The sequence below is a fragment of the Aliiroseovarius sediminilitoris genome, from assembly GCF_900109955.1.
In the GTDB taxonomy this organism is placed as follows: domain Bacteria; phylum Pseudomonadota; class Alphaproteobacteria; order Rhodobacterales; family Rhodobacteraceae; genus Aliiroseovarius; species Aliiroseovarius sediminilitoris.
The window spans coordinates 2,675,147-2,701,149 of record NZ_FOJB01000001.1 but is presented as its reverse complement, the minus strand read 5'-3'; the positions used below and the strand labels follow the sequence as shown (position 1 = coordinate 2,701,149).

Below are 26,003 nucleotides of genomic sequence, written 5' to 3'. Positions count from 1 at the left end.
CGATAAGTTGCGAGCTTCGTAAAGGTCACTGTAGATGGATGGACCCATGGACATGCGCAGCCAGGTGAATGACGCCCTGAAGACGGCGATGAAAAACAAGGATGCGGCGCGGTTGTCGACGCTTCGCTTGATCAGCGCTGCGATCAAGGATCGCGATATTGCCATGCGTGGCACCGGAGACGAGGCTGAGGTTACGGACGCGGATGTTTTGGCAATTCTTGGCAAAATGGTAAAGCAACGTCAGGAAAGCGCGCGCGCCTACGAAGAAGGCGGACGGTTGGAGCTTGCTGAGAAAGAGCGCTCGGAAATCGTTGTGATCGAAGAGTTTCTGCCGAAACAATTGTCCGACGAAGAAACCGAGGCCGCTGTTGCCGAGGCCATTTCCGAGGTGGGTGCGGACAGCATTCGGGACATGGGCAAAGTCATGGGCGCCTTGAAAGCCAGATTTACCGGGCAGATGGATTTCGGAAAAGTTGGGCCCATGGTGAAAGAGAAGTTGGGGTAAACTTGACCCTTGCCAACTTGGGCAGGACTTTTCGCACCGATCAGGTATACTGTGTGTATCCGCCGTGCGAGACACCTAAGCCATGCTGACAATTGAACGAGCCAGATTTCCTCAGGATGCGCAAATCGTTGCGACCCTGTTCCTTGGGTATATCGCATTCCTTTTTGATCGATCGCCCGAAGAGCGGGAAAATATCCAGAAAAAATATGACCCGGATAAGATCGATGATCTGGTGACAGGATTTTCGCAGATACACGCCCGTCCGCATGGTGATCTGCTTCTGGCATATCACGGCGAAAAACCCGTTGGCTGTGGAATGATGCGCATGCTGGAGGATGGAATTGCGGAGATCCAGCGAGTTTTCGTGACCGATGAGGCGCGTGGGCTTGGGGCAGGGAAGGCGCTGACCTTGGCGCTGATGGATCAGGCCCGGAAAGACGGCCATTCAAGCGTCCGTCTTGATACCGGTCGGGCGTTGGTCGAAGCATCGGGCCTATACGAGAAACTGGGCTTCAAGGAATGCGCCCCCTATCATCAGGAAACACCTTATCTGGATCATTTGATCAGGTATTACGAGCGTCCGCTTTAGGCCGCCCTCGCACGGCTTTTGCCCGGTTAACCAATAGATTTGGCGCGCAACAACACCTCAGCAAGCTCGTCGTACAGTCGTGGCCGCTCTTTCTCGGACAGGAATGCGCCAATCTCGACTTCGCGATTGTTTCCTTTCAGCGTCACATAATTCGGGACGGGTCCGCCTTTCTTGTGCATCTCGACCGTGACCCAATAGGTATTTGCCTCCCAGTGTTGGATTTTTTGCCCCGGACCGTGGCGGGTCAGGGTCATGTGGTCAGACCAGATCAACAGTTTTTCAAGTATTTCGCCGTCCTTGTAGCTTTTCTCGATAAAGAACCACAGCGCGCCCATGGCGCCCAAAGCAAACGGCAGTAGCCACCACAGCGTCGTAGAGCCCAACAGCGCCAGAAGTGGGATCAGTATCAATGAAAAGCCCAGCCCCATGATCCAGACAAAGCCGCGACGCGGCAGGGACCGGAACGGCCATAGATGCAGCTCTGCTTTTGGGGCGCCGGGTGCGTCTGTTGGCATCCACTCGTAAGGCATCAGGACGGGCTTTCCTGCGGTTCAAGAACATCTATGAAGAACCGGAGCAGGCCGATGACGCAAGAGAAAAAGCTGAAACGGACGCAAGTGGCGTTGTCGTAACCCGGTGCACCGCTCGCCCAGACGTGATTGGCACAACGCGCGACGGTGGGGCACACTGGCCCTTATCTTGCGAGGAAGGGTATGATGCGATTTCTTTGGATTGGTCTGCTGTGTGCTGCCACCCCCGTCTTTGCGGATGATGCCCAGATTGTGGGCGCGACTGTAACACCCGCTGACGTTGGGTGGACCGTATCGGTGACGATTGCCCATGAAGAAACCGGATGGGATGACTACGCCGATGAATGGCGGATCGAAAATTGGGTGGGTGATACGTTGGGCACACGCGTCTTGCAGCACCCTCATGTCAACGAACAGCCTTTCACCCGAAGCCTGAAAGAGGTCACACTGCCGCAAGGAACCGAAGCCATCTGGATCCGGGCGCGAACCAGTGTCGACGGGTGGGGGGATGAACGATTTGAACTGACACTTCCCGTGGTCGAGTAGCCAGACGTCATACAGATATCAAAAGAAAAGGCCCGGACATCGACCGGGCCTTTTTTGCGATTGTCAGGTCCGCTCAGTGCGAGTGACCTTTGTCCCAGTCTTCCTGTTTGGGCAGGATCTCAAAGGTATGCTCGGGTGGCGGGCTGGGCAGGGTCCATTCCAGCGTATCCGCATATTCGTTCCAATAGTTGTTTTCGGTCACGCGTTTGCCTTTGAACAGCGTGTAGAACACGATGCCAATGAAGAACACGAAGGACGCGAAGGACAGAAACGCACCATAAGAGCTGATCTTGTTCCAGTAAGCGAACGCTTCCGGGTAGTCGATGTAACGACGGGGCATGCCTTGGCGGCCCAGGAAGTGTTGCGGGAAGAAGGTCAGGTTCACGCCGATGAAGAAGGTCCAGAAGTGGATCTTGCCAGCCAACTCAGGATACTGACGACCGCACATTTTGCCGATCCAGTAGTAGATGCCTGCAAAGATACACATCACGGCACCGATCGACATCACGTAGTGGAAGTGCGCCACAACATAATAGGTGTCGTGATACACCCGGTCCACGCCAGCCTGTGACAGCACAACGCCGGTTACGCCACCAACGGTGAACAGGAACAAGAAGCCCATTGCAAAAAGCATGGGTGTCTTGAACTCGATCGAACCGCCCCAAAGCGTCGCGATCCAAGAGAAGATCTTGATCCCGGTCGGCACTGCGATGACCATCGTTGCCAGCATGAAGTAAGATTGCTGGGTCAGTGACATGCCAACCGTGTACATATGGTGCGCCCACACCACGAAGCCGATAAAGCCAATGGCAATCAGTGCCCAGACCATCGGCATATAGCCAAAGATCGGTTTGCGGGCAAACGTAGCAATCACGTGGCTGATCAGACCGAAGCCGGGCAGGATCACGATATACACTTCGGGGTGGCCGAAGAACCACAGGATGTGCTGATACAGCACCGGATCGCCACCGCCCGACGGATCAAAGAATGTCCCGCCGAAGTTGCGATCAATCAGCAGCATGGTGATCGCGCCCGCCAGAACCGGCAGCGACAGCAGGATCAGCCAAGCAGTCACGAAGATGGACCAAGCAAACAGGGGCACCTTGAACAGGGTCATGCCGGGGGCACGCATATTCAGGAACGTGGTGATGATATTGATTGCACCAAGGATCGACGAGGCACCGGAAACGTGCACAGCGAAGATTGCAAGGTCCATGGAATAGCCGCCTTCCGAGGTCGACAAAGGCGGATACAGAACCCAGCCAACGCCCGACCCAAGCTGGTCATTGCCACCCGGCGCCAGCATGGAGGCCACGCCAAGCGCCACACCCGTAGCGTAAAGCCAGAACGACAGGTTGTTCATGCGCGGGAAGGACATGTCCGGAGCGCCGATTTGAAGCGGCATGAAATAGTTGCCAAACCCGCCGAACAGGGCGGGGATGACCACAAAGAACATCATCAAGACACCGTGATAGGTTATCAATACGTTCCAAAGGTGGCCATTTGGCGTGCATTCGGCCGATGCGTCAGCGATGAAGCGCGCACCTTCAAGGCACATATACTGAACACCGGGGTTCATCAGCTCAAGCCGCATGTAAACGGTGAAGGAGACGGAAATGAAGCCCGTCAAACCGGCCAGAAACAGATACAGAATCCCGATATCTTTGTGGTTGGTCGACATGAACCATCGGGTAAAGAACCCGCGATCATCGTGGTGGTCATGGTCGTGAATGGTTGCGTCCGCCATGTATCCCTCCCTTTAGGGTTAACGTGACCGGGGCAAGGAGCAACCTCACCCGGCTTTTTAACGTGTGTAATATGAGGCGCGGAAGCGGGCAATGTCGCAATGGCCGCAATCGACAAAAAAATTCACCCCGCACCGGTATTTACCGGGCGGGGCGCTTCGTTTCAGCAGAAAACCGGCGTTATCGCCGACGCGTCTTAGTTGGTTGCGGTCGAATCGCTTTCGGTCGCTTCATCTTCAGACGCTTCGTCTTCGGCGGCTTCACCATCATCCGACATTTCAGAAGAGAAGGTCGCCAAGAAGGCAACGATGTCTTCCGGTTTGCCCCATTTGAACGTCATTTTCGACTTGGCGGCGGAATCACCGGTATATTCTTTCAGGAACCCTTTGGGATCCTTGATGTATTCCACCAGCGTTTCTTCGGTCCAAACCAGACCGGCTTCGCCAGCAGCAACGATCGAATCGCCGTATTTGAAATCCTCGTAGGCACCAGCTTGCCGACCGACAACGCCGTAGAGGTTCGGGCCGGTCTTGCCACCTTTGAACAGTGCTTCGCCGTTCTCGTCAGCAATAGTGTGACAGGATTTGCATTTTTTGAAGTCTTTTTCGCCTGCGGCAACATCACCTTCTGCGAAGGCTGTGCCCGAAAGCGCAAGAATCATGGCGGCGGAAGAGAGAATCGTCTTCATTTTGGTCCTCTTGATAGATTATTTTACGCGTTATGCGTCTTTCTCGTGCGGACCCTGCAGTCATAACAACCCAATTGAAAGACGGCGTGCTGTCGCAGGGAGTTTAGGGATCCACACAGTCTAGTTTTCGCCGACAGGGCCGAAGACCGTATCAAAACATCTGCGCAAGGCATTGTCCACATCGACCATCGTAACAGGCAAACCAAGATCAACCAAGCTGGTCACGCCATGTTCGGAAATGCCGCATGGCACAATGCCCGAGAAATGTTCCAGATCCGGTTCGACATTGATTGATATGCCATGGAAGCTGACCCATTTTCGAAGACGCACCCCGATTGCGGCGATCTTGTCTTCTGGCGACCGCCCCAAGGCTGTTTTGGGCTTGTCGTTGCGAACCACCCAAACCCCAACACGACCTTCGCGCCTCTCTCCGGTGACGTTGAACTCGGCAAGCGTGCTGATAACCCATTCTTCAAGCGCGTTGACGAACGCACGAACATCGCGCCCACGCTTGCCCACATCCAGCATCACATAGGCGACGCGCTGGCCTGGCCCGTGATAGGTGTATTGCCCGCCACGCTTTGACGCGTGGACCGGAAACCGGTCAGGTGCTACAAGATCCTTCCGGTCGGCAGAAGTTCCCGCTGTGTAAAGCGGCGGGTGCTCCAGAAGCCAGATCATCTCGCCTGCTTCGCCGCGTGTCATGGCATCGACATGCGCTTCCATACGCGCAACTGCGGCGTCGTAATCGACCAGTGTGTCGGCGGTCTCCCACGTGACCGGGGGCATATCAGGCAAGGCTTTCATAAGCTTCATTTGGCACCGCCTTGAGGCTTTGTCAAAAAGCATCCTTAATTATTTCCGGCACGCGTTTTTGGACTTCACATCCCAAGACCCCTTCGCTATGAAGCGCGTCACCTAGCCTGGGCTTGCGGTCGTGGCGGAATTGGTAGACGCGCAGCGTTGAGGTCGCTGTGAGGTAACACTCGTGTGGGTTCGAGTCCCACCGACCGCACCATCCTTGCAGATATTCACCCAATGACAGTCACTATGTTGGTCGGACCGGGTGCCGAGCGCTTGCCCGCTGTTCCGACGCAAGGCTATGGTCACGCCATGATTGATCCAGCCGACAAAGCCTTCCTGACCGACCTGTTCAATGCGGCGATCAGGGCAGCTGACGCAAAGAAGGTCTTGCAGGGTTATCTACCTGCCAAGCCGAAGGGCAAAACCGTGGTCATTGGCGCGGGCAAGGGGGCTGCGCAATTGGCGGCGGCCTTTGAAGAACTATGGGGTGAGCCGGTCGAGGGGGTCGTCGTCACACGCTACGGCTATGGGGCACCATGTCAAAACATCCGGGTAATGGAAGCCGCGCATCCCGTGCCGGATGCGGCAGGGCTTGCGGCCGCGGACGCCCTGATCGAGGCGGTCAGCGGGCTGTGCGAGGACGATCTTGTCATTGCGTTGATCACCGGTGGAGGGTCCGCGCTTCTGCCTGCGCCGCCCGGTGGCCTGACGCTGGATGACGAACAGCTATTGAACGAGGTGTTGCTGGCCTCCGGGGCTCCGATCTCAGTGATGAATGCGATCCGCAAGCATGTATCGCGGATCAAGGGCGGGCGTCTGGCGATGGCCGCGTTCCCTGCCAACGTGCTTAGCCTGATCGTGTCGGATGTGCCCGGCGATGCCCCGTCGCAGGTGGCATCCGGCCCAACGGTGCCTGACGAGGCTGATCAGGCACAGGCGCTCGCGGCAATCTCGGCGTGGAATATTGATGTGCCGCCACATATCGTGGAGTACATACGGACCAATCCGGCACCCGCGCCGTCACATCCGGCATTTGCGCGCAACCGGGCAGAGGTTGTCGCGTCGGCCCGACTGAGTCTGGAAGCCGCCGCCGCACGGGCGCTGACGTTGGGCATACCTGCTGTGATCCTGTCTGACGCAATCGAAGGCGAGGCGCGCGAGGTCGCGAAGATGCACGGTGCCATGACGCACGAGGTTCTGACCCGCAATCGTCCGTTCAGCGCCCCCTGCGTCTTGTTGTCGGGTGGTGAAACGACCGTCACCTTGAACGGCGCGGGGCGCGGGGGGCGAAATACCGAGTTCCTTTTGTCTTTGGCGATCACCTGCGAGGGCCTGAAGGGGTTCACCGCCTTGGCCGCGGATACCGACGGGATCGACGGATCAGAAGATAATGCAGGGGCGTTTGCCAATGGCCAGTCTGCCGGGCGGTTGCGCGCTATGGGTCAAGATCCGTCCGCACTGTTGACCGCGAACGATGCTTGGGGGGCTTTCGATGCTTTGGGTGATCTGTTCTCGCCGGGGCCAACGGGCACCAACGTCAATGACTTCCGGGCCATTCTGATCCGATAACCTGACGGATAGGGGCGCCGCGCACAGCGCCCCAACGACCTCTATGCAGCCAGTTTTTCGATATGTGCGTCGGCGTCGGCTAAGCCATCTGCGCCGGTTGCGGAAATAAACTCGACATCAGAAATGCCCATGAAGCCCAGAATGTGTTTAAGATACGGTGTCACGAAATCATGTGGTGCCCCAACAGGTGTGCCAGCCGATGCGGTCACCACGATAACGCGCTTCCCGGTCAACAGGCCTTCGGGTGTGCCGTCTTCGCGGTAGCGAAAGGTGACACCGGCACGCGCAAGGTGATCGACCCACGCCTTCAGTGTGGACGGGATCGAAAAGTTATAGGTCGCGGCGGAAATCACGATCAGGTCCGCGGCCTGAACCTCGGCTACGATCTGATCTGAAAGAGCGAGTGCGGCGTTGTCGTTTGCGCTCCGCGCCTCGGGCGGGGTAAAGGTTGCGGCGGTCCAGGCGGCATCCAGATGCGGGATGCCCTGTGCCAGATCGCGGGTGGTCACAGTGGTGCCAGCGTGTTTGGCAACCACTTTGTCAGCCAGTGCGCGCGAGATCGAACCGTCGGTCCGGGCGGAACTGTCGATGCGAAGGATGTGTGTCATGTTGTGCTCCAGTTTTGCTTTGGAGGAAATATGTGACCTTGCAAAAACAAACGCAATCTGCGCAATTTAACAGTGTATGTTGGAAAATGCACAGAAGACTTGAATGAATCACTGGGACGAGATCAGAACCGCCTATCACGTCGCGCGGGCGGGCACGGTCAGCGGCGCAGCGGAAGCCTTGGGCATCCATCACGCGACGGTCATTCGCCATATTGACGCGCTGGAGCACCGGTTGGGCGTGAAACTGTTTCAACGCCACGCGCGCGGCTATACACCGACCGAAGCGGGGGCGGACCTTGCGCGAATTGCGCAGGTGACGGAAGACCAGTTCACCCAGCTCGAGGGGCGGTTGAAGGGTCAGGGGGATGATGTAGCGGGCGATCTGGTCATCACAGCCTTGCCCGGTTTTTCCGCGCGGTTGGCCCCGGTGTTGACGGAATTTCAATCCCGCCATCCCGGACTGCGCGTGCAGCTTTTGACCGGGCCGAGAATTTTCAAGCTTGAGTATGGCGAAGCGCATGTTGCGATCCGCGCCGGGACTGCGCCGCAGGAACCCGACAATGTGGTCCAGCCGTTCCTGGATGTAGCCTTCGGCCTGTATGCCGCCCAAAGTTACATCGACAAGCACGACCTGCCGACGGAAGAGACATTGGCCGACCATCGTTTCATCGGAACGGGTGATCTGAACTCTCGCGCGCCGTTCATGCGGTGGCTTGCGCAAAATATCCCGGCCGAGAACGTGCGGTTTCAAGTGTCCGATGACATCGCAATGCGTGAGGCGTTAATCGCCGGAGCAGGCTTGGGCTTTGCGGTGGATGGGTCGCAGGACGGTCTGGTTCGGATCATACCATCCAAAGAAGAATGGAAGTCGCGTTTGTGGCTTGTGACCCATGTCGACCTTCATCGGTCAACCAAAGTACAGGCTATTCTTGCCCATCTGAAAGCCGCCGCGCGCCAATGGGCAAAAGATGATGCGGGCCTGTCCTTGCCTTAGCCGTCATGATCGTCGCGAAGTTCGGTTTCAAGGAACCGCTCGAAGGCATCAAGGTTCACGGGTTCGAACTGTCCAAACCCCTGCATCCAGACCGATGCATCGCGCAACGCGTCGGGTTCCAGCTTGCACCACTTCACCCGCCCGCGCTTTTCCTGGCTGATCAGCCCGGCGCGGGTCAGGATCGTCAGGTGCTTCGAAATCGCTGCCAGCGACATCTCGAACGGCTCCGCCACGTCTGTGACGGCCATGTCATCTTCCAGAAGCATTGTCAAAATGGCGCGCCGGGTCGGGTCGGACAGGGCGGCAAAGGCAAGATCCAGACGAGTGCTCATGCCTTTGGGTTAAGTCTGGGCGGTTCAATCGTCAACCAAATGGTTGAATAAGCGGATTTCACACGAAAGGGGGTCTGACGTGGGCCTGTGTCGCCGCAACGAATCCCGGCCCAGATCAAAAACGATATATATCAATACTTTAAGCAATATCCTGTTCGCGCTAAACACCGTTGACTCACAACGTTCCAGCCCTTAGCACATGCAGCAACCGTTACCGGAGGCATTTCCTTGTCCAACGAACCCGATCGCGAGCGTTTGCGACAGCTCGAGACGCGCCTGAAAGAGGCGAAGGGTGAGGAGAAGCAAAAAAAGACCGGAGACGAGGCCTACAATCAGGCGTCCTTCGCCTGGCAGATGGTCATAGAGCTTACCGTCGGTCTGTTGATCGGCTTTGGCATCGGATACGGGTTGGATGCACTGTTTGGCACGAAACCCATCTTCATGGTGCTGTTCATAATGTTGGGTTTCGCCGCAGGCATGAAGGTTATGCTGTCCACGGCTGCCCAAATGCAGAAGAAAGCGGAAGATGCGCAGAACGCGCAGACCACCGCGGAAGAAGAGGGTAACGGACGTGGCTGATCAAAGCGCAAAACAGGGTGGCGGCCCGATCATCAAGATCGCATTCTTTGTTGTTCTGGCTCTGGTGCTTCTGTCTGGCTTGCTTTTCGCGCCGGAACAACCTGGTCTGGCCATTCATCCGATGGAACAGTTCGAGATCAAACCGCTGTTTGGCGGTGATCATCTTGGGACATTTACCCCGACCAACCAAACGCTTTGGTTGTTTCTGGCAATCGTCGGCGTCGTGCTGCTGCTGGTCGTCGGATCGCGTGGTCGTGCGATTGTGCCGACACGTGGGCAGTCGGTGGCCGAACTGGCATACGGCTTTGTTTACAAAATGGTCGAGGACGTCGCGGGCAAGGATGCCGTCAAGTATTTTCCTGGCGTCATGACCCTGTTCATGTTCATCGTTTTCGCCAACGTCCTTGGTCTGATCCCGACCAGCCTCACAACTACCAGCCATATCGCTGTCACGGGGGTGCTGGCCCTGATCGTGTTTGTTTTCGTAACCGGGCTTGGCTTTGTGAAGCACGGCGTTGGCTTTCTTGGGTTGTTCTGGGTGTCGGCCGCACCGTTGCCGCTGCGCCCGGTATTGGCGATCATCGAGATCATTTCCTACTTCGTGCGCCCCGTCAGCCACTCCATTCGTTTGGCCGGCAACATGATGGCTGGCCACGCAGTGATCAAGGTTTTCGCCGGCTTCGCCGCAGCCCTTGGGCTGTTCGGCTTCCTGCCGATCCTCGCAATTGCAGCGTTCTTCGCTCTCGAAGTACTCGTGGCCTTTATTCAGGCTTACGTCTTCGCGATCCTGACCTGCGTATATCTGAAAGACGCACTGCATCCGTCGCACTGAGATAAGACGGTTGCAGCCCGCTCATCCAACCAATTCAAGCATTCCAACGTAAGGAGAAATCACAATGGAAGGCAATATCGCTCAAATGGGTCAATTCATCGGTGCAGGTCTGGCAGCTATCGGTTCGGGTGCCGCCGCTATCGGTGTGGGCCACGTTGCTGGTAACTTCCTGGCTGGTGCCCTGCGCAACCCGTCGGCAGCTGCCGCACAAACGGCGACCCTGTTCATCGGCATCGCATTTGCAGAAGCTCTGGGCATCTTCTCGTTCCTGGTCGCACTTCTGCTGATGTTTGCTGTCTAAGACCTGAACCTTCCTTACGAAGGGGTGGATCATCCTTGATCCGCCCCATCTAATCCGGTTCCAGGAGATAAGACATGGCAATTACTACGCAACAGACCGCGGCAGCCACAGAAGGTGGTGCAGAAGCCGCAGGCATGCCGCAGCTGGATTTCTCGACCTTCGGGAACCAGATTTTCTGGCTCGTTGTCACGCTGGTGGTGATCTATTTGGTCCTGACCAAAGTTGCATTACCTCGGATCGAGGCTGTGTTGGCGGAGCGTCGGGGCACGATCACAAGTGACCTGACAGCGGCCGAAGATCTGAAGCAGAAGGCCGTCGAGGCCGAAGAAGCCTATAACAAAGCCCTTGCCGACGCCCGTGCAGAAGCAAACAAGATTGTTGCAGAAGCCCGCGCCGACATTCAGGGCGAAGTCGATGCAGCCGCCTCCAAGGCAGATGCAGAGATTGCGGCCAAGGCTGCCGAAAGCGAAGCCGCCATCGCGGAAATTCGCGCCGGTGCGGTTGACAGCGTAAAAGCGGTGGCCAAAGACGCGGCGAAAGAAATCTTGGCATCAATGGGCTACAAGGCGGACGCCAAATCAATCACCGCTGCGGTAACTTCGCGGATGAAAGGGTAAAGACATGAAGACATTTACTCTTGCGCCACTGTTTTTGGTAATCGCAGCACCGGCTTTTGCCGCAGAAAAAACGGGTTGGGCTGATCTGGCAAACACCGATACTGTGGTCGTGCTGGCTTTCCTGCTGTTCGTTACCTTCCTGGGATATATGGGCGTTCACAAAATGCTTGGTTCCCAGTTGGACAACCGCGCCGAAGGCATCAAGTCCGAACTTGAAGAGGCACGTGCGTTGCGTGAAGAGGCGCAGACCATTCTGGCGTCTTATGAACGCAAGCAGAAAGAAGTAGCCAAACAGGCTGAACGCATTGTCGCCCATGCGAAAGAAGAAGCAGCCAACGCCGCGACAGCTGCGAAGGAGGACCTGAAAGCCTCGATCGCACGTCGTCTTGCGGCTGCGGAAGACCAAATCGTTTCGGCGCAATCCGCCGCAGTGAAAGAGGTCCGCGATACTGCGGCTCAGGTCGCAGTGGCTGCCGCGCGCGATGTGATCGCCACGCAGATGACAGCAACCGAGGGCAACAGCCTGATCGACGATGCGATCAAGACGGTTGAAGCCAAGCTGCACTAAGCCTCAGATCAATCGACATTCAAGGAACCCGGCCATTCAGGCCGGGTTTTTTGTTGGATCCGGAGGCGTGTGCCGCGACTCTATGTGCGTTCCTTTTCGTAGGTCAGACGCTGGCGCGCGACCTCTTCGTTCCGGTCAGCGCGGCGCAGATCGGCATAGGCTTGCGTCACGAAATCCATATGCGCTTCTACAGCCGCCCGCGCACGGACTGGGTCACGTGCCTGCAACCCGTCATTGATGGCCCGGTGCTGTTCTAACAGGTCAAGGCGTGTGTTGGTGATCTGGATCACCACCTGACGGCTGTAAAACACCCCTTGCTTCAAAAGGTCATACATCGCCCGCATCATGTGAACCATCAGCACGTTGTGGCTGGCTTCAATGATTGCCATGTGAAAATCGCTGTCCAGATCGGCACCTTGCCCCTCGGCTGCGTCTTCCATCTTGTGAAACAGTTCCGCGATCACCTTCAGATCGGTGTCGGAAGCAAATCTGGCGGCACGCTCGGCAGCCAGGCCTTCCATATCCCGGCGAAACGCGATGTAGTCATAAACCGCCTCGTCGTGACGCGAGAACAGCTGAGTCAACGCGGGTGGAAAGGAACTGTCCAGGCTTTCACTGACGTATATGCCAGCGCCTGCCCGGCGGGACAGAAGACCCTTTTCCTCAAGATCAGCAATCGCATCGCGCAAAGAGGGTCGAGACACGCCCATACGATCAGAGAGGTCCCGCTCAGACGGCAGGCGTTCGCCGGGCCGCAGAATGCCACGCAATATCAACAGTTCAATCTGCTCAACCACTGATTGTGACAGCTTGCCTGCCGCTATTTTCTGAAAAGGCATTCTGTGTCCTGTGCGCGAATTGGTCATATTATATGACCACACTCACAGCGTTGTCTCAATGAAAAAAGCCGGACAGATGCCCGGCTTTCTTAGGATTTCGACTCGCGGGTCAGTTGCGGATCGGACGAATGATAATCTCGACCCGACGGTTTTGCTGACGGCCATAGGCATCCAGGTTCGATGCAACCGGACGGTCTTCGCCATATCCGATAGTGACGACGCGAGAGGTCGGAACACCGTTCGATGTCAAAACAGCTGCTACTGAAGCAGCCCGGCGGCGCGACAGGGACATGTTGTAATCGGCATGCCCAACATTGTCGGTGTGACCCACGACTTCGATCACCGAGTTCGGATATTGGCGAAGGTTGTCCGCGACGGCGCGCAGATCGGATTGCAGCGCATAGCTGACATCGGCGCTATCTGTCGCGAACAGGATGTCCTGCGGAAGTGTGACGATCAATTCGTTGCCGGTATTCACGATCTTCACCTGATCATTGTCGATCGACTGGCGCAAGTCGCCCGCCTGTTTGTCAAGCTGCTGACCGATTGCACCCCCGACGATGCCACCGATGACGGCACCCACAGCGGCCTTGCCCAGTTTGCCGTCGCCTTTGCGGGTAGCCCCCAGAAGGCCACCGGCGATGGCACCGATTGCCGCACCGTTTTGTGTGCGCGGACCGAGATTGCTGGTGGGGCTTTGGGTTGGCGACGTACAGGCGGTCGTGGCCAGCGCGCCAACAATGGCGAGCGTTAAGATTGAACGTTTTACGTGCATACTGCATTCCTCGGGTTTGTTATTCTCGTTTGTCTTACATGAACGACTATTGATATCGAATAACAAGCCCGATTTTTGACAAAACCGGGCGGAAATCAGGCGCTTGCGACATCCTCGGTCTGGGCGCTTTCCCAGGCAAGCAGCGCTCGTTTCACCGGCAAGCCCCAGTGATAACCGCCCAACGCTCCGGATTTGCGCAATGCCCTGTGACAGGGGATCAGCCAACTGACCGGGTTGCGCCCAACGGCGGTGCCAACCGCACGCACCGCGCGTGGCGAGCCGATTGTTTCGGCGATCTGTGAATAGGTCGTCACGTGGCCCGATGGGATGGACAACAATGCCTCCCACACCTTGATCTGAAACGGGGCACCGATCAAATGCAGGGGCGTCATGCCGCGCTGATTAAATGCCTGATCGACCCATGGTGCCAAGGTCTCGGGGTCTTCGCGGAAAATCGCATTGGGCCAGCGGGATTTTAGATCAGCCATCGCCACTTGCGGACCGGTTTCAGACGCAAAACCCAGACCGCAAATACCCCTGTCCGTCCCCATGACCAAAGCCGGACCAAAAGGGCTGTCAAACCATCCCCAATTGATCGTCAAGCCATCACCGCCCGCAGCATAGGCGCCGGGGCTCATCGCTTCCCACCGCAGAAACAGGTCGTGCAGCCGTCCCTGCCCGGACAGCCCGACAGAATGCGAGGTTTGCAACGTCGAAAACCGGTCCTGCAACAAGGTCTTGGCATGGCCCAGCGTCAGAAACTGCTGATACCGCTTTGGCGAAACCCCGACCCAGCGCGAGAACACGCGCTGAAAATGGGCGGGGGACATATCCATCTTGGCGGCCAATGTTTCCAGCGACAAGGGCTCTCCGTCGGTTGCGTCGATATGCTCGATCGCGCGGCGGATCACGTTGTAATGATAGCTGTCTTCCTGGCGTGTCATGGCGGCCTCTTTTGTTCTGTCGTCCCAGATTGGCGCGGATCGCCCTAACAAAGCGACCCGGAAATTGCGCATCCGCTCGAAATCACCGGGCATCCGCCTTGTCGGATTGTTCAGAAACGGGCATAGCATCTGCATGGTAAAGCAACTGGGATATCACCAGATCCGTGCGATCTTTGACCGCTTTCACGCGACAGAGCCAGAGCCGAAAGGCGAGCTTGAGCATGTGAATGCCTATACGCTGGTTGTGGCTGTGGCACTGTCGGCGCAGGCCACCGATGTTGGCGTCAACAAGGCGACACGTGCGCTGTTCCAAATCGCGGATACGCCGGAAAAGATGCTTGCGCTTGGTGAAGAGGGTCTGATTGAACACATCAAGACCATCGGCCTGTATCGGCAGAAGGCCAAGAACGTCATCAAGCTCAGCCGCATTCTGGTCGAGGATTATGGCGGTGTCGTTCCAAATTCCCGCGCGGCGCTTCAATCGCTTCCCGGGGTCGGGCGCAAGACGGCCAATGTGGTTCTGAATATGTGGTGGGGTGTGCCCGCGCAGGCGGTTGATACACACATCTTTCGTGTCGGAAATCGCACCGGGATCGCGGTCGGAAAAGACGTGAACGCGGTCGAACGTGCGATCGAAGACAACATCCCCGCAGATTACCAACAACACGCCCATCATTGGCTTATCCTGCACGGGCGTTACACCTGCAAAGCGCGCAAGCCAATGTGTGGAAACTGCATTATCCGGGATCTCTGCCCCTACGAGGACAAGAATATATGACGAAAAAGTATAAGGTGGTCGGCATCGGCAATGCCGTTGTGGACGTGTTGACCGTGGCGGATGACAGCTTTCTGGAGATGATGGGGATCGAAAAAGGCATCATGCAGCTGGTCGAACGCGATCGGGCCGAGGTGCTGTATGGTTCGATGAAGGAACGCAAGCAGGCGGCGGGTGGATCGGTTGCCAATACGCTGGCCGGGATTGGGAAGCTGGGCTTGCCAACCGGTTTTGTGGGTCGTGTGCACGATGATGCGCTGGGTCACTTCTATGCCGACGCGATGGAGATGGACGGCACGCGTTTCATCAACCCGCCGGTGCCGGGCGGAGAACTGCCGACATCGCGATCCATGATCTTTGTCTCGCCTGATGGCGAGCGGTCGATGAACACCTATCTGGGCATCTCGGCCGAATTGGGGTCCGAGGATGTCGACCCGGACGTTGCAGCAGATTCCGAGATTGTTTTTCTGGAGGGATACCTGTTCGACAAGGACAAGGGAAAAGACGCGTTCATCGCAATGGCGCAGGCGTGTCGGACCGCAGGCGGTCTTGCCGGGATCGCCATTTCCGATCCTTTCTGTGTCGAACGTCATCGGGACGACTTCCTGTCGCTGATCGAAAACGATCTGGATTATGTCATCGGCAATGAAGAGGAGATTAGATCCCTGTTCCAAACCGATGATATGGAAGACGCGATCGCCAAAACCGCCGCGATTTGCCCGATGGTGGTGTGCACCCGTTCGGGCGATGGTGTTGCGATTCTGGCAAATGGCGAACGCGTGGATGTAGCTGTCGAACGCATTGTGCCTGTTGATGCAACAGGGGCTGGCGACGGATTCGCGGCGGGTTTCCTCTATGGTCTTGCGATCGGTGCCGATATGCGCACATGCGGTGAAATGGGCTGCGTAATAGCAGGTGAAGTGATCCGACATATCGGACCACGCGCCGACCGCAACCTTCTGGCGCTGTTGCGCGACAAAGGGCTGGTCTGACCCGAATAGGACGGCGGTGCGGAATCAATCGCCAAGTTTGGCGTGCACCTCGTTCAGATCAATCTCGCCGACAGGCATCTTGTTGGCCGGGTTTTCAAAGTCGTATTTGAACAGCTCGAAATCGTGCTTGTAGATTTCATAGACCAGATGCATCGACAGATCGTCAAAGTAATCCTCGACGGGGTGGGCCCGTTTCGGGCCGTGGCCTTCACTTTCATTGAAGCGGGGAATGTCGGACAGAATCACTGGATGCGGTGTTTCAATTGTATCAAGCACTTGCTGCATCCCGTCATTGAACTGTTCGGTCCAGACGATGTTGTCATAGCGTCCGCCATTGGCAATGAAGGTTGCCACATGTCCAGACATCGCCGACCAGTGAATATCCGGGTCCATCGGACGCCGCCACCGGATCGTATCGCGGGCAAACAACAGGAACCGCCGGAAACTCTTCACCTGGTCAAATTCAAAACCGCTATCGGGATCGCCAACTTCGATCCCGTATTTCTGGATCAGAAGCGGCACGAGATTTCCGCGATACCGGCGGCCGTTGCGCTGAATACCACAAATCTTGTCAAAGAAGCTGGACAGAATCCGGGTATAGGGATTGCGAACACAGGTGAACGCATAGCTTGAATGCGCCAACACATTGTCTTCGATCAGTTTTTGTGACGCATCCTGCGCCCATTTGTGCAGCCCGCCGGTGCTGTCATGGATGTCGCCGTCGAAGAACTTGCCGTGATCCGAATAATACATGATCTGGCCGATGGTCGAGCAGGCGCATTTGGGCACGACCCGATACACAACGCTTTCGCTTTCGGTCATCCAGGTGCCGGGAAATCCCATAAACTCAATACCTCCGAGGTCCTTTCAACGACCGATTGCGCAAACCATAGCTATACCGCCCAGAAAAAAGCAAAGAAACACTGTTTATTCAACGGTCTTTCACGCTATCAATGGCCGCAGTCTTCGTGCCTACAAGGATTTTGTGACGTCACCATGGCCAAAATTGCCTTCATTCTGCTGTGCCACAAGGATCCTGACGCAATCATAAATCAGGCAACGCGACTGACGGCGGTTGGTGATTGTATGTCGATTCATTTCGATGCGAGCGCCAATCCCGAGCATTATCAGAAAATTCGCGACGCGCTGGCAGACAACCCGAACGTTACTTTTGCGCGAAAACGCGTCAGATGCGGCTGGGGCGAATGGTCCTTGGTGCAGGCCACCCTGAATGCAGTCGAGGCGGCGCTGGACGATTTTCCGCGTGCCACACATTTCTATATGGTGTCCGGCGATTGCATGGCCATCAAGTCCGCAGAGTACACGCATAAGTTCCTTGATTCCTCTGACGTCGATTACATCGAAAGTTTCGACTATTTCGAAAGCGATTGGATCAAGACCGGCATGAAAGAAGAACGGCTGATCTATCGCCACTTCTTTAACGAACGGACCCAGAAGCGCCGGTTCTATACCAGCTTCAACCTGCAAAAAAAGCTCGGGTTGACGCGAGAGATTCCACATGATGTTCAGGTGATGATCGGCAGCCAGTGGTGGTGTCTCAGGCGGCGCACGGTTGAATGGATCGTAGAATTCGCCCGCAAGCGCAAGGATGTCATGCGGTTCTTCCGCACCACATGGATCCCCGACGAGACCTTTTTCCAGACCTTGGTCCGGCATCTCGTGCCCGAAGGGGAAATTCGCTCGCGCACCCCGACGTTTCTGATGTTCACCGACTATGGTATGCCCGTCACGTTTTATGATGACCACTATGATCTGCTTCTCAGTCAGGATTTTTTGTTTGCGCGGAAGATCAGCCCGGAGGCACGTGAGTTGAAGCGCCGTTTGGGAGATTTGTATGCTGCCAAAGGTGTCACGTTCCAGATCTCGAACGAGGGGCGCAGCCTGTTCAAGTTCCTGACGGGCCGTGGTCGGATCGGGCAAAGGTTTGCTCCGCGATTCTGGGAGGCTGAAAGCAGTCTTGGACGGGATCGCGAACTGCTGATCATCGTGTCCAAGAAATGGCATGTCGGCAAACGGCTCTTGCAAAAGGTCGCCGAGGTGACGGGGCTTCCCGCCATCGAATATCTGTTTGATGAAGAAAGCTGCCCGATGCCTGATCTTGGGGGGATCGAAACGCGGATGGGCAAGCGCACGCGGCACCGCCGGGCGCTGATGCGGATGCTATTCGACTACCATGACACCAATCGCTTGGTCGTTTGCATGGACCCGAACAACCTTGATTTGTTGCAGGACTTCTTCTCTGACAGATCAACGACCCGGCTGTTGGAGGTCCATTGCGATTTCACGGATGATTATCTGCTGGGCCACGCGAAACGGGTGGGGCTGGCGGGTGACAACACACCGCGGGACGCAATCGACCGATTGTTGCCGACGATCCGATCCGATGTTGCTTTTGAAAGTGAACAGATCCGCGATGCTGGCTTTTCCGAGTTGTATCGGATCAGCGAAACCGCCAGCGTGGAAGAAAATACCGTGCCGCTGTCGCGCTTCCTATCAATTTCGGAGGATCATGCCAAAGAGATTGCAGGGCGGAGCCATCTGTTCGCCGATTGACGATCCCTTCCGGATAAACGACAGGAGACCACCATGCCCTACACCTATGACGAACAGAACATTTTTGCGAAGATACTGCGCGGAGAAATCCCAAATGATACGGTCTATGAGGATGACTATGCGCTGGCATTTCGGGACATCCAGCCGCAAGCGCCCGTCCACGTTCTGGTGATCCCCAAAGGGCCATATGTGAACCACGACCATTTTGCCAACGCCGCAACAGATGCCGAGATCGCCGGCTATACCCGTGCCATCGGCAAGATATGTGAAGCTTTGCGGATTGCGCCTGGTGACAATGGGCGAGGCTATCGAACCATTGCCAATTCCGGCGAGGATGGCGTGCAGGAGGTGCCCCATTTTCACACGCATATTCTGGCTGGGCGCATGTTGGGCCGGATGTTGAAACGCGCCGATGACTGATCGGTTCTGCCTTGCAGCGCGTGGCGGTGCTGGTATCATGCGACGAAACGCAAGAACGAGGTGTCTGTGATGACCCAGTCTCCACCCGAAACCAAAATTGTGGACAGTTATAAAGTCGCCTGTGATGGGGGCGAAGGTGCGCTTGGCCACCCGCGCGTTTACCTGCAAATTCCAAGGGAACATGGCTGGGTGGAATGTCCTTATTGCGACGCAAAATTCGTTCACAAGGATCATGCGGGCACGGCGGCATAAACGTCGCCAACCGGTCAGATAAGACGGGCCGCGGGCAGACGCCACGCGGCCTTTTGCGTCTCGGCGCGCATGAAGAAAAGGGAGGGGCCGATGAGCTTCGGTAAAGGTTGTCATCTGCATCTGGTCGACGGGTCGGCCTTTATTTTCCGTGCCTATCACGCGCTGCCACCTTTGACGCGCAAGTCCGACGGATTGCCCATCGGGGCTGTTGCCGGGTTTTGCAACATGCTGTTCAAATTCATCGAAGATAATGCGGGCCCGGATGCGCCAACCCATGTGGCCGTGATCTTCGACTATTCAGGCAAGAGCTTTCGGAACGACATGTATCCGCTCTACAAGGCCAACCGACCACCGGCGCCAGAAGATCTTGTGCCGCAGTTTCCGCTGACCCGCGATGCCACCCGCGCATTCAACATTGCCTGCATCGAAAAAGAGGGATTCGAGGCCGATGATATCATCGCTACCCTTGCAAAACGTGCCAACGACGCGGGCGCGCGCGTGACCATCCTGTCGTCTGACAAGGATCTGATGCAGCTGGTCGGTGGTGGGATCGAGATGCTCGACCCGATGAAGAACAAACGCATCGGAGTTGAGGGGGTCGAAGAGAAGTTCGGCGTTGGCCCGGACCGTGTCGTGGATGTGCAGGCGCTTGCGGGCGACAGCGTGGACAACGTGCCGGGCGCGCCGGGCATCGGGATCAAGACGGCCGCCCTACTGATCAACGAATTTGGCGATCTGGAAACGCTTCTGGAACGCGCGGGCGAGATCAAGCAACCCAAACGCCGACAGACCTTGCTCGATAATGCCGAGCAGATTCGCCTGAGCCGCGAGTTGGTGAAGCTGGACGAAGACATGGAGATGGACCTTCCTTTCGAGGAATTGGAGTTGAAAGAACCCGACCCCGAAACGCTGTTGCAATTCCTAGCCGAAATGGAGTTTCGCACGCTGACCAATCGCGTCGCAAAGAAGTTTGAGGTGGATCCGCCAGAGATCAAGATTGTCGAACCGGAGGCCGACGCAAGTGGTCCCGAAATGCCCGATATCAATCCCGAGAGTTATGAATGGGTGAAAGACGCGACCACTTTGACGGCTTGGATCGACCGCATTATTGGGCGTGGATATGTGGCCTTTGACACTGAGACCACCGGTTTGGACGAGATGCGCGCGGAACTGGTCGGCATCTCGCTTGCGGTCGAACCGGGCGAGGCGTGTTATATTCCCCTGATCCACAAAACCAGCCAGACGGATGATCTGTTCGGCAGCGATGATCTGGCTGATGGGCAGATGCCGCTGGACGAGGTGTTGGCCCTTCTGAAACCTGTGCTTGAGGATCCCGCGATCCTGAAAATCGGGCAAAACATGAAATACGATGCAAAGATATTGGCGCGCTATGGAGTCGATATTGCACCGATTGATGACACGATGCTGATGTCTTATGCGCAAAATGCCGGGCTGCACAATCACGGCATGGACACGCTGTCTGACCGGTACCTTGGGCACACGCCGATTTCCATCAAATCACTGCTTGGCAGCGGCAAATCGGCGATCACCTTTGACCGTGTGCCAGTCGAGGATGCGGTGAAATATGCCGCCGAGGATGCCGATATCACACTGCGGCTTTGGCACTATCTGAAACCGCGTCTGCACAGCGCCAAAGTGACCCGTGTCTATGAGCGGCTGGAACGTCCACTTGTGCCGGTGCTTGCGCAGATGGAAATGGCAGGCATCAAGGTTGACCGCGATGTGTTGTCGCGCATGTCGAACGCCTTCGCTCAGAAAATGTCCGGGTTCGAGGCAGAGCTTTACGAAATTGCGGGCAAGGATTTCAACGTGCAAAGCCCGGCGCAGGTTGGGGAAATCCTGTTTGACCAGATGGGGTTGGAGGGCGGCAAGCGCACAAAATCGGGACAGTGGTCAACACCGGCTGATGTTCTGGCCGATCTGGCCACCGAACACGACTTTGCCGCCCGCGTTCTGGATTACCGCCAGCTTCAAAAGCTGAAATCGACCTATACCGATGCGTTGCAAGACCACATCCACCCGGAAACGGGTCGCGTGCATACATCGTACTCGATTGCCGGGGCTAACACGGGGCGTCTGGCCTCGACCGACCCGAATCTGCAAAATATCCCCGTGCGCTCCGAGGAAGGCCGTCGCATCCGCGAAGCCTTCGTCGCGCCAGAAGGCACCAAGTTGATCAGCCTCGACTACAGCCAGATCGAGCTGCGCATTCTGGCTCATGTGGCCAATATAGATGCGTTGAAGCAAGCCTTCCGCGACGGGCAGGATATCCACGCGATGACCGCATCCGAGATGTTCGACGTGCCGATGGAGGAGATGACACCCGACATTCGCCGTCAAGCCAAAGCGATCAATTTCGGTGTGATCTATGGCATCTCGGGCTTTGGTCTGGCCCGCAACTTGCGTATTCCGCGATCAGAGGCACAGGGCTTCATTGACCGCTACTTCGAACGGTTCCCCGGTATTCGCCAATATATGGAAGACACGGTTGCCTTTGCGAAGGAACACAAGAGGGTCGAAACCCTGTTCGGTCGTCAGATACACACGCCCGAGATCGACGCCAAAGGCCCCCATGCGGGCTTTGCCAAACGCGCGGCGATCAACGCACCCATTCAAGGCACGGCTGCCGATATCATTCGCCGCGCGATGATCCGTATGCCTGATGCCATTGCCAAACTGCCCGCCAAGATGCTGTTGCAGGTTCACGACGAACTGATCTTCGAGGTTGAAGATGGCGCCGTGGATGAGGTGATCGAGGTCGTGCGCGACGTTATGGAAGGTGCGGCCGAACCGGCGGTGAAACTCGATCTGCCACTGACCGTTGACGCAGGCATCGGTATGAACTGGGCCGAGGCACACTGACCGCTTATCCCCTTGGGTCAATGCCTTGTTCAGCCAGTTGCGCGTAAAGCGCAGGCAAGCTTTTGTCGCGCTCTTCCCGGAACCGTTCCCCGGTTGAGAACCCCTCGATCCGGTCGATGCGGAACATGCGGAAATCTTCGCGCAGTTCGCACCAGCTGACAACGCACCATCCGTTTTTCCATAGCCACAAAGCCAGGGGGCGGATATCACGCGTGGTCTTGCGCGCCTCTTCATCGGCATATGTCAGGGCAAGGCGCAGACGACCGTCGATGGCGGCTTCGATCTGATCAATGAAATGCCTGTCGCGATCAGATGGCATCAGGTTTGGACCGGCGTGGATTTCGACCCGGTCGGCCTGCGCACCAAGACTGTCGGGCAACACGGACCGTACCTTGACCAAGGCTTCCGTTGCCGCACGTGCCATGGAGGCGCCGCCCATCCGTTCGATCAGGCGGGTGCCTGCGATGACTGCCATCACCTCGTCGCGGGTGAACATCAGGGGCGGGATGTCATACCCCGCCCGCATTACATATCCGACGCCGGCCTCGCCTTCGATCGGAACGCCTGATCCGATCAGGTCCGCGATGTCGCGATAGATCGTCCGCTCGCTGACTTCCAGCGTGTCAGACAGATCACGCGCGGTGGTCAGCCGACCGCCCCGAAGATGTTGGATGATCTGAAACAGGCGGTCGGCACGGCGCATGGCCTATCCTTTCGGTTCGAACAATCCAATCGAGTTGCCGTCAGGATCGGTGGCATATTGGAAACGGCCCGGCGGTATTTCGATGACAGGGCCAGTCATGGTTCCACCAGCAGCTTCGCACCGTTTGGCACAGGTTTCCAGCTTGTCAGGTGTCGCGATATGCACGGTGGGGCCATTTCCATTGGTGGCAGGCTTTCCGGCATAAAGATGACCGCCCACGCCTGTCATGTCACTGGAAAAATTGGCCATGGGGGTGGGGCCGGTCTCGTCAATTGCCATCTTCCACTGGAAAACCTCGGAATAGAATGCGACGGCCTTGTCAAGGTTCGTGACTGGGATTTCTGCCCAGACGACAATGGGTTGGGTGTCCATGATATGCTCCTTCATATGTTGTTGGTGAAGCCTGTATCGCACACCCCTCCTGACAACGTGCTGTCAGGAGGTTGGGCCTTGGTCAATCTCCGCCTCGATTGATCTGACGGGGTGGGCTGGAAATTGCGTGGCCGCCCTAATCGTCGTTCGCTGAGCTTGACCAGAGACGCAGGTGCTATAGGCTTCGGAGGTCTGATCAGAGGGCTGACATGCGCCGAATATTTCTTACTGCCGTAATCCTGACGTCAATCACTTTGGCGGGGTGTCAGACCACCAAAACACAATCTCCCAGTGGCAATGTTACATTCTGCGATCGCGTGATCGGCTGGGAGCCGATTGCCGGCGAAAATGGTGCCGAACGGGCGGTAACGCGTGCAGAGGTTTGTTCGAAACCAGCCGATGCTGGCGTTTGGATGGAGGTCGGGCAAGTGCATTCGAAACTGAGCGGTCGCAGCTTTTGGCTTTGGATGCCAAAAGAAGATCGCCATCTGACTGTCTCGTCCACCGATGGGACACCGATGCTGTCCGGATGGTCGCTCCAGGCCCGTCCGTTTGGATGGGCGCACGAGGTTGTGGCCGTGCCAGATCCGGGCAAGATCAACGCAGGTGCCTTGCCTGCCGGGGCCTGCCCGCGAAAAGCGGTCGGGAAAAAGCCAGAAAAGCGTTACTGTATTGCCAGCAATTAGGCGTTTCGTGGATGGTTCAGGCTTGAAGCGCGGCGAACCGTGTCAGGTGTCGCCGCGCGGATCCAGCAGACGTTTCATCACATCATCCGATGTAATCCGACCGACCGGCTTGCCGCGTTCGGTGACGGACAACTCCGCCTGACCATCCAAAGCCGTCATAACCTTGCCCACACGGTCCCGTACATCGACGCTGACGGTGGCAGCGCAGGTTTCGTCGGTCATGACATCCCGGGCAGTCAGAACGCCCAGCGGGTTCATGTGGGCGACGAAATCGGCCACATAGTCGTCAGCGGGGTGCGTAAAGATATCGCGCGGCGTGCCACATTGCACGATACGCCCACCTTCCATGATCGCAATCCGGTCGCCCAGTTTGAACGCCTCGTCCAGATCGTGACTGACAAAGATGATCGTACGTTTCAGGGTTTGCTGCAATTCCAACAACTCGTCCTGAAGCCGGGTGCGGATCAGGGGGTCAAGGGCCGAAAACGGCTCGTCCATCAACAGGATTGGAGCCTCGGTGACAAAAGCGCGCGCCAGGCCAACACGTTGCTGCATCCCGCCGGACAAATCGCCAACCTTGCGGTCGGCCCAATCGGACAGGCCCACAAGTTCCAACTGTGCGTCCACCCTGTCTTTTCGGTCGGCGGCGGAAACGCCGTCAAGCTCTAGCCCCAGCCCGACATTCTGACGCACGGTCCGCCATGGCAGCAGGCCAAACTGCTGAAACACCATCGCGACACGGCGGGCACGGATGCGACGCAGCGTGTTCTTGTCGGCATGGGTCACATCGACCAAGACGTTGCCGTCGCACACATGTGCGGCACCACGCACCACGGGGTTCAGCCCGTTCACCGCGCGCAGAAGGGTTGATTTTCCTGACCCGGACAACCCCATCAGCACAAGAATTTCTCCTTCCTGCACGGTCAGCGAGCAATTGTGAACGCCCAGAACCTGGCCTGTGGCCTCCTGAATTTCAGAGCGGCTCAAACCCTGGTCCATCAGAGGCAGGGCTTTGTCAGGCGATTGGCCGAACACGATCGAGACGTTGTCGAATTTGACGGCAACTCCCGCAGTGTCTGTGGGGGGCGAAATCTGGGTCATCTTAACGCTCCACTCGCAAAACGCGATCAAGCATGATCGCCACAACCACAATGATGAACCCGCTTTCAAACCCGAGCGCGGTGTTCACCTGGTTCAACGCCCGCACGACCGGCACGCCCAGACCGTCGGCCCCAACAAGGGCGGCGATAACGACCATGGACAGTGATAACATGATGGTCTGGTTCAGACCGGCCATGATCTGAGGCAGCGCATAGGGCAGCTCCACTTTCCACAAGATTTGCCGGGGCGTGGCACCAAAGGCCTGCGCGGCCTCCAGCAAGGCGGGGGGTGTGGAACTGACACCCAGATGGGTCAGACGGATGGGTGCGGGCAGCACAAAGATTACGGTTGCGATCAGGCCGGGCACCATGCCGATGCCGAAAAACACGATGGCCGGGATCAGGTAAACAAAGGTTGGCAGCGTTTGCATCAGGTCCAACACCGGACGCATGGCGCGAAACAGCCGTGGGCGATGGGCCGCCGCGATGCCGATGGGCGTGCCGACCGCCATGCAGACCACGCAGGCCGACAGAACCAGTGTCAGGCTTTCGGTCGTTTCCTCCCAATAGCCCTGGTTCAGGATGAACAGGAACCCGAAGAACACCAGCGCGCAGGTTTTCCAGTTGCGTTGCAGAAGCCACGTGATGGCTACGAAAACCGCCGTCACCAAAAGGGGATGTGGGGTTTGAAGCACCCACAGGATGGCGTCGATCAGCAATTCCATCAGCCAGCTGAGCCAGTCAAAAAACGGCTCCCCCGTGTCCTGAAGCCAGTCAAACAGCCGTTTGGCGGTCTTCCCGACGGGTATCTTTGTCTCGGTCAGCCAGTCCATGCTCTGCCTTACTTACAGAAAGATCAAAGAAACGCGCCGGAGAAATCC

The 26,003-nt window shown here is 57.0% G+C and carries 31 protein-coding genes and 1 tRNA gene; 18 read left to right on the top strand and 14 right to left on the bottom strand.

All coding sequences use genetic code 11. The features are described 5' to 3' along the window. Window positions 1-46: 46 nt before the first annotated feature. Window positions 47-505, top strand: coding sequence for a GatB/YqeY domain-containing protein (locus BMY55_RS13340; protein ID WP_091432597.1), 459 nt, complete (start codon window positions 47-49; stop codon window positions 503-505). 82 nt (window positions 506-587) lie between these two features. Further along, window positions 588-1,094: a GNAT family N-acetyltransferase gene (locus BMY55_RS13335; RefSeq protein ID WP_091431319.1), complete on the top strand. Its 507-nt coding sequence runs from the start codon at window positions 588-590 to the stop codon at window positions 1,092-1,094. Window positions 1,095-1,120: 26 nt separating this feature from the next. Here BMY55_RS13335 and BMY55_RS13330 read toward each other — a convergent pair whose 3' ends face one another. Beyond that, entirely contained in the window at window positions 1,121-1,624 is a 504-nt protein-coding gene (locus tag BMY55_RS13330; RefSeq protein WP_091431317.1) for a DUF2244 domain-containing protein, read from the bottom strand. Window positions 1,625-1,810: 186 nt separating this feature from the next. Between BMY55_RS13330 and BMY55_RS13325 the strand changes: the two genes are divergently transcribed. Further along, window positions 1,811-2,170: a hypothetical protein gene (locus BMY55_RS13325; protein ID WP_091432594.1), complete on the top strand. Its 360-nt coding sequence runs from the start codon at window positions 1,811-1,813 to the stop codon at window positions 2,168-2,170. A gap of 73 nt (window positions 2,171-2,243) precedes the next feature. Here BMY55_RS13325 and BMY55_RS13320 read toward each other — a convergent pair whose 3' ends face one another. The 3 genes from BMY55_RS13320 to lipB all read right to left on the bottom strand — a co-directional run bounded on the left by BMY55_RS13320 (window position 2,244) and on the right by lipB (window position 5,410). Then, window positions 2,244-3,917 (bottom strand): cytochrome c oxidase subunit I, encoded by a 1,674-nt coding sequence (locus BMY55_RS13320; protein WP_091431315.1) that lies wholly within the window; start codon window positions 3,915-3,917, stop codon window positions 2,244-2,246. A 194-nt stretch (window positions 3,918-4,111) separates the two neighbouring features. Beyond that, window positions 4,112-4,603: a c-type cytochrome gene (locus BMY55_RS13315; protein ID WP_091431312.1), complete on the bottom strand. Its 492-nt coding sequence runs from the start codon at window positions 4,601-4,603 to the stop codon at window positions 4,112-4,114. A gap of 120 nt (window positions 4,604-4,723) precedes the next feature. Beyond that, a complete protein-coding gene (gene lipB, locus BMY55_RS13310; protein WP_177179385.1) occupies window positions 4,724-5,410 on the bottom strand; it encodes a lipoyl(octanoyl) transferase LipB in 687 nt (228 codons plus the stop codon). Window positions 5,411-5,534: 124 nt separating this feature from the next. Here lipB and BMY55_RS13305 point away from each other — a divergent pair. Together BMY55_RS13305 and BMY55_RS13300 are read left to right on the top strand one after the other, a co-directional pair. Further along, window positions 5,535-5,621 (top strand) — tRNA-Leu (locus BMY55_RS13305). A 95-nt stretch (window positions 5,622-5,716) separates the two neighbouring features. Continuing rightward, a complete protein-coding gene (locus tag BMY55_RS13300) occupies window positions 5,717-6,976 on the top strand; it encodes a glycerate kinase type-2 family protein (protein WP_218142256.1) in 1,260 nt (419 codons plus the stop codon). Between the two features lie 41 nt (window positions 6,977-7,017). Here BMY55_RS13300 and BMY55_RS13295 read toward each other — a convergent pair whose 3' ends face one another. Further along, window positions 7,018-7,584, bottom strand: coding sequence for an FMN-dependent NADH-azoreductase (locus BMY55_RS13295; protein WP_091431307.1), 567 nt, complete (start codon window positions 7,582-7,584; stop codon window positions 7,018-7,020). Between the two features lie 103 nt (window positions 7,585-7,687). On the opposite strand from BMY55_RS13295, the gene BMY55_RS13290 reads away from it, so the two are divergent. Next, complete coding sequence (locus tag BMY55_RS13290) at window positions 7,688-8,578, top strand: LysR family transcriptional regulator (RefSeq protein ID WP_091431304.1); 891 nt, start codon at window positions 7,688-7,690, stop codon at window positions 8,576-8,578. Here the strand turns inward: BMY55_RS13290 and BMY55_RS13285 are convergent. Beyond that, window positions 8,575-8,910, bottom strand: a complete 336-nt coding sequence (locus BMY55_RS13285; protein WP_091431301.1) for an ArsR/SmtB family transcription factor — start codon at window positions 8,908-8,910, stop codon at window positions 8,575-8,577. The genes BMY55_RS13290 and BMY55_RS13285 overlap by 4 nt on opposite strands. 228 nt (window positions 8,911-9,138) lie before the next feature. Here BMY55_RS13285 and BMY55_RS13280 point away from each other — a divergent pair, with 228 nt between their 5' ends. From BMY55_RS13280 to BMY55_RS13260, 5 genes are all read left to right on the top strand, one after another. Next, window positions 9,139-9,489 (top strand): AtpZ/AtpI family protein, encoded by a 351-nt coding sequence (locus BMY55_RS13280; protein WP_091431299.1) that lies wholly within the window; start codon window positions 9,139-9,141, stop codon window positions 9,487-9,489. Between the two features lie 28 nt (window positions 9,490-9,517). After that, window positions 9,518-10,321: a F0F1 ATP synthase subunit A gene (locus tag BMY55_RS13275; RefSeq protein ID WP_091432589.1), complete on the top strand. Its 804-nt coding sequence runs from the start codon at window positions 9,518-9,520 to the stop codon at window positions 10,319-10,321. A 64-nt stretch (window positions 10,322-10,385) separates the two neighbouring features. After that, complete coding sequence (locus BMY55_RS13270) at window positions 10,386-10,622, top strand: F0F1 ATP synthase subunit C (RefSeq protein ID WP_055188564.1); 237 nt, start codon at window positions 10,386-10,388, stop codon at window positions 10,620-10,622. A gap of 74 nt (window positions 10,623-10,696) precedes the next feature. Continuing rightward, on the top strand, window positions 10,697-11,239 hold the full coding sequence (locus tag BMY55_RS13265) for a F0F1 ATP synthase subunit B' (RefSeq protein ID WP_091431296.1): 543 nt from the start codon (window positions 10,697-10,699) through the stop codon (window positions 11,237-11,239). A gap of 4 nt (window positions 11,240-11,243) precedes the next feature. Further along, on the top strand, window positions 11,244-11,807 hold the full coding sequence (locus BMY55_RS13260; protein ID WP_091431294.1) for a F0F1 ATP synthase subunit B family protein: 564 nt from the start codon (window positions 11,244-11,246) through the stop codon (window positions 11,805-11,807). 80 nt (window positions 11,808-11,887) lie between these two features. Here BMY55_RS13260 and BMY55_RS13255 read toward each other — a convergent pair whose 3' ends face one another. From BMY55_RS13255 to BMY55_RS13245, 3 genes are all read right to left on the bottom strand, one after another. Further along, window positions 11,888-12,646, bottom strand: a complete 759-nt coding sequence (locus tag BMY55_RS13255; protein WP_091432587.1) for a FadR/GntR family transcriptional regulator — start codon at window positions 12,644-12,646, stop codon at window positions 11,888-11,890. A 109-nt stretch (window positions 12,647-12,755) separates the two neighbouring features. Next, entirely contained in the window at window positions 12,756-13,421 is a 666-nt protein-coding gene (locus tag BMY55_RS13250) for an OmpA family protein (protein ID WP_091431291.1), read from the bottom strand. 95 nt (window positions 13,422-13,516) lie between these two features. Next, entirely contained in the window at window positions 13,517-14,365 is an 849-nt protein-coding gene (locus BMY55_RS13245) for a bifunctional helix-turn-helix domain-containing protein/methylated-DNA--[protein]-cysteine S-methyltransferase (RefSeq protein WP_091432585.1), read from the bottom strand. 133 nt (window positions 14,366-14,498) lie between these two features. Here BMY55_RS13245 and nth point away from each other — a divergent pair, with 133 nt between their 5' ends. Continuing rightward, window positions 14,499-15,143 (top strand): endonuclease III, encoded by a 645-nt coding sequence (gene nth / locus BMY55_RS13240; RefSeq protein ID WP_091431289.1) that lies wholly within the window; start codon window positions 14,499-14,501, stop codon window positions 15,141-15,143. Continuing rightward, on the top strand, window positions 15,140-16,132 hold the full coding sequence (locus BMY55_RS13235) for an adenosine kinase (RefSeq protein ID WP_091431287.1): 993 nt from the start codon (window positions 15,140-15,142) through the stop codon (window positions 16,130-16,132). Before nth ends, BMY55_RS13235 begins: the two co-directional genes overlap by 4 nt. Before the next feature lie 24 nt (window positions 16,133-16,156). Here BMY55_RS13235 and BMY55_RS13230 read toward each other — a convergent pair whose 3' ends face one another. Continuing rightward, entirely contained in the window at window positions 16,157-16,975 is an 819-nt protein-coding gene (locus BMY55_RS13230; RefSeq protein WP_091431285.1) for a sulfotransferase family protein, read from the bottom strand. Window positions 16,976-17,128: 153 nt separating this feature from the next. On the opposite strand from BMY55_RS13230, the gene BMY55_RS13225 reads away from it, so the two are divergent. The 4 genes from BMY55_RS13225 to polA all read left to right on the top strand — a co-directional run bounded on the left by BMY55_RS13225 (window position 17,129) and on the right by polA (window position 22,261). After that, window positions 17,129-18,706 carry a DUF5928 domain-containing protein gene (locus BMY55_RS13225; RefSeq protein WP_091431283.1) on the top strand — a complete coding sequence of 526 codons (1,578 nt, stop codon included), beginning with the start codon at window positions 17,129-17,131 and terminating at the stop codon, window positions 18,704-18,706. A 33-nt stretch (window positions 18,707-18,739) separates the two neighbouring features. Then, window positions 18,740-19,126, top strand: a complete 387-nt coding sequence (locus tag BMY55_RS13220; protein WP_091431281.1) for an HIT domain-containing protein — start codon at window positions 18,740-18,742, stop codon at window positions 19,124-19,126. Window positions 19,127-19,195: 69 nt separating this feature from the next. Continuing rightward, window positions 19,196-19,378 (top strand): zinc-finger domain-containing protein, encoded by a 183-nt coding sequence (locus BMY55_RS13215; RefSeq protein WP_091431279.1) that lies wholly within the window; start codon window positions 19,196-19,198, stop codon window positions 19,376-19,378. Window positions 19,379-19,468: 90 nt separating this feature from the next. Continuing rightward, the gene (polA, locus tag BMY55_RS13210) at window positions 19,469-22,261 is read left to right on the top strand and encodes a DNA polymerase I (RefSeq protein ID WP_091431277.1); all 2,793 of its coding nucleotides are present in this window, start codon (window positions 19,469-19,471) and stop codon (window positions 22,259-22,261) included. Window positions 22,262-22,265: 4 nt separating this feature from the next. Here polA and BMY55_RS13205 read toward each other — a convergent pair whose 3' ends face one another. Together BMY55_RS13205 and BMY55_RS13200 are read right to left on the bottom strand one after the other, a co-directional pair. Then, entirely contained in the window at window positions 22,266-22,964 is a 699-nt protein-coding gene (locus tag BMY55_RS13205; RefSeq protein WP_091431276.1) for a helix-turn-helix transcriptional regulator, read from the bottom strand. Between the two features lie 3 nt (window positions 22,965-22,967). Then, window positions 22,968-23,336: a VOC family protein gene (locus BMY55_RS13200; RefSeq protein WP_091432582.1), complete on the bottom strand. Its 369-nt coding sequence runs from the start codon at window positions 23,334-23,336 to the stop codon at window positions 22,968-22,970. Window positions 23,337-23,545: 209 nt separating this feature from the next. On the opposite strand from BMY55_RS13200, the gene BMY55_RS13195 reads away from it, so the two are divergent. Then, window positions 23,546-24,022: a hypothetical protein gene (locus BMY55_RS13195; RefSeq protein WP_143064342.1), complete on the top strand. Its 477-nt coding sequence runs from the start codon at window positions 23,546-23,548 to the stop codon at window positions 24,020-24,022. A gap of 42 nt (window positions 24,023-24,064) precedes the next feature. Here BMY55_RS13195 and choV read toward each other — a convergent pair whose 3' ends face one another. After that, window positions 24,065-25,123: a choline ABC transporter ATP-binding protein gene (choV, locus tag BMY55_RS13190; RefSeq protein ID WP_091431272.1), complete on the bottom strand. Its 1,059-nt coding sequence runs from the start codon at window positions 25,121-25,123 to the stop codon at window positions 24,065-24,067. A 1-nt stretch (window position 25,124) separates the two neighbouring features. Further along, the gene (gene choW / locus BMY55_RS13185; protein WP_091431270.1) at window positions 25,125-25,955 is read right to left on the bottom strand and encodes a choline ABC transporter permease subunit; all 831 of its coding nucleotides are present in this window, start codon (window positions 25,953-25,955) and stop codon (window positions 25,125-25,127) included. Window positions 25,956-26,003: the final 48 nt, after the last annotated feature.

Excerpts from the sequence above, each read along its gene's own strand:
- BMY55_RS13340 (WP_091432597.1), top strand. The coding sequence starts at position 47 with ATGGACATGCGCAGCCAGGTGAATGACGCCCTGAAGACGGCGATGAAA.
- BMY55_RS13335 (WP_091431319.1), top strand. The coding sequence starts at position 588 with ATGCTGACAATTGAACGAGCCAGATTTCCTCAGGATGCGCAAATCGTT.
- BMY55_RS13330 (WP_091431317.1), bottom strand. The coding sequence starts at position 1,624 with ATGCCTTACGAGTGGATGCCAACAGACGCACCCGGCGCCCCAAAAGCA.
- BMY55_RS13325 (WP_091432594.1), top strand. The coding sequence starts at position 1,811 with ATGCGATTTCTTTGGATTGGTCTGCTGTGTGCTGCCACCCCCGTCTTT.
- BMY55_RS13320 (WP_091431315.1), bottom strand. The coding sequence starts at position 3,917 with ATGGCGGACGCAACCATTCACGACCATGACCACCACGATGATCGCGGG.
- BMY55_RS13315 (WP_091431312.1), bottom strand. The coding sequence starts at position 4,603 with ATGAAGACGATTCTCTCTTCCGCCGCCATGATTCTTGCGCTTTCGGGC.
- lipB (WP_177179385.1), bottom strand. The coding sequence starts at position 5,410 with ATGAAAGCCTTGCCTGATATGCCCCCGGTCACGTGGGAGACCGCCGAC.
- BMY55_RS13300 (WP_218142256.1), top strand. The coding sequence starts at position 5,717 with ATGATTGATCCAGCCGACAAAGCCTTCCTGACCGACCTGTTCAATGCG.
- BMY55_RS13295 (WP_091431307.1), bottom strand. The coding sequence starts at position 7,584 with ATGACACACATCCTTCGCATCGACAGTTCCGCCCGGACCGACGGTTCG.
- BMY55_RS13290 (WP_091431304.1), top strand. The coding sequence starts at position 7,688 with ATGAATCACTGGGACGAGATCAGAACCGCCTATCACGTCGCGCGGGCG.
- BMY55_RS13285 (WP_091431301.1), bottom strand. The coding sequence starts at position 8,910 with ATGAGCACTCGTCTGGATCTTGCCTTTGCCGCCCTGTCCGACCCGACC.
- BMY55_RS13270 (WP_055188564.1), top strand. The coding sequence starts at position 10,386 with ATGGAAGGCAATATCGCTCAAATGGGTCAATTCATCGGTGCAGGTCTG.
- BMY55_RS13265 (WP_091431296.1), top strand. The coding sequence starts at position 10,697 with ATGGCAATTACTACGCAACAGACCGCGGCAGCCACAGAAGGTGGTGCA.
- BMY55_RS13260 (WP_091431294.1), top strand. The coding sequence starts at position 11,244 with ATGAAGACATTTACTCTTGCGCCACTGTTTTTGGTAATCGCAGCACCG.
- BMY55_RS13255 (WP_091432587.1), bottom strand. The coding sequence starts at position 12,646 with ATGCCTTTTCAGAAAATAGCGGCAGGCAAGCTGTCACAATCAGTGGTT.
- BMY55_RS13250 (WP_091431291.1), bottom strand. The coding sequence starts at position 13,421 with ATGCACGTAAAACGTTCAATCTTAACGCTCGCCATTGTTGGCGCGCTG.
- BMY55_RS13245 (WP_091432585.1), bottom strand. The coding sequence starts at position 14,365 with ATGACACGCCAGGAAGACAGCTATCATTACAACGTGATCCGCCGCGCG.
- nth (WP_091431289.1), top strand. The coding sequence starts at position 14,499 with ATGGTAAAGCAACTGGGATATCACCAGATCCGTGCGATCTTTGACCGC.
- BMY55_RS13235 (WP_091431287.1), top strand. The coding sequence starts at position 15,140 with ATGACGAAAAAGTATAAGGTGGTCGGCATCGGCAATGCCGTTGTGGAC.
- BMY55_RS13230 (WP_091431285.1), bottom strand. The coding sequence starts at position 16,975 with ATGGGATTTCCCGGCACCTGGATGACCGAAAGCGAAAGCGTTGTGTAT.
- BMY55_RS13225 (WP_091431283.1), top strand. The coding sequence starts at position 17,129 with ATGGCCAAAATTGCCTTCATTCTGCTGTGCCACAAGGATCCTGACGCA.
- BMY55_RS13220 (WP_091431281.1), top strand. The coding sequence starts at position 18,740 with ATGCCCTACACCTATGACGAACAGAACATTTTTGCGAAGATACTGCGC.
- BMY55_RS13215 (WP_091431279.1), top strand. The coding sequence starts at position 19,196 with ATGACCCAGTCTCCACCCGAAACCAAAATTGTGGACAGTTATAAAGTC.
- polA (WP_091431277.1), top strand. The coding sequence starts at position 19,469 with ATGAGCTTCGGTAAAGGTTGTCATCTGCATCTGGTCGACGGGTCGGCC.
- BMY55_RS13205 (WP_091431276.1), bottom strand. The coding sequence starts at position 22,964 with ATGCGCCGTGCCGACCGCCTGTTTCAGATCATCCAACATCTTCGGGGC.
- BMY55_RS13200 (WP_091432582.1), bottom strand. The coding sequence starts at position 23,336 with ATGGACACCCAACCCATTGTCGTCTGGGCAGAAATCCCAGTCACGAAC.
- BMY55_RS13195 (WP_143064342.1), top strand. The coding sequence starts at position 23,546 with ATGCGCCGAATATTTCTTACTGCCGTAATCCTGACGTCAATCACTTTG.
- choV (WP_091431272.1), bottom strand. The coding sequence starts at position 25,123 with ATGACCCAGATTTCGCCCCCCACAGACACTGCGGGAGTTGCCGTCAAA.
- choW (WP_091431270.1), bottom strand. The coding sequence starts at position 25,955 with ATGGACTGGCTGACCGAGACAAAGATACCCGTCGGGAAGACCGCCAAA.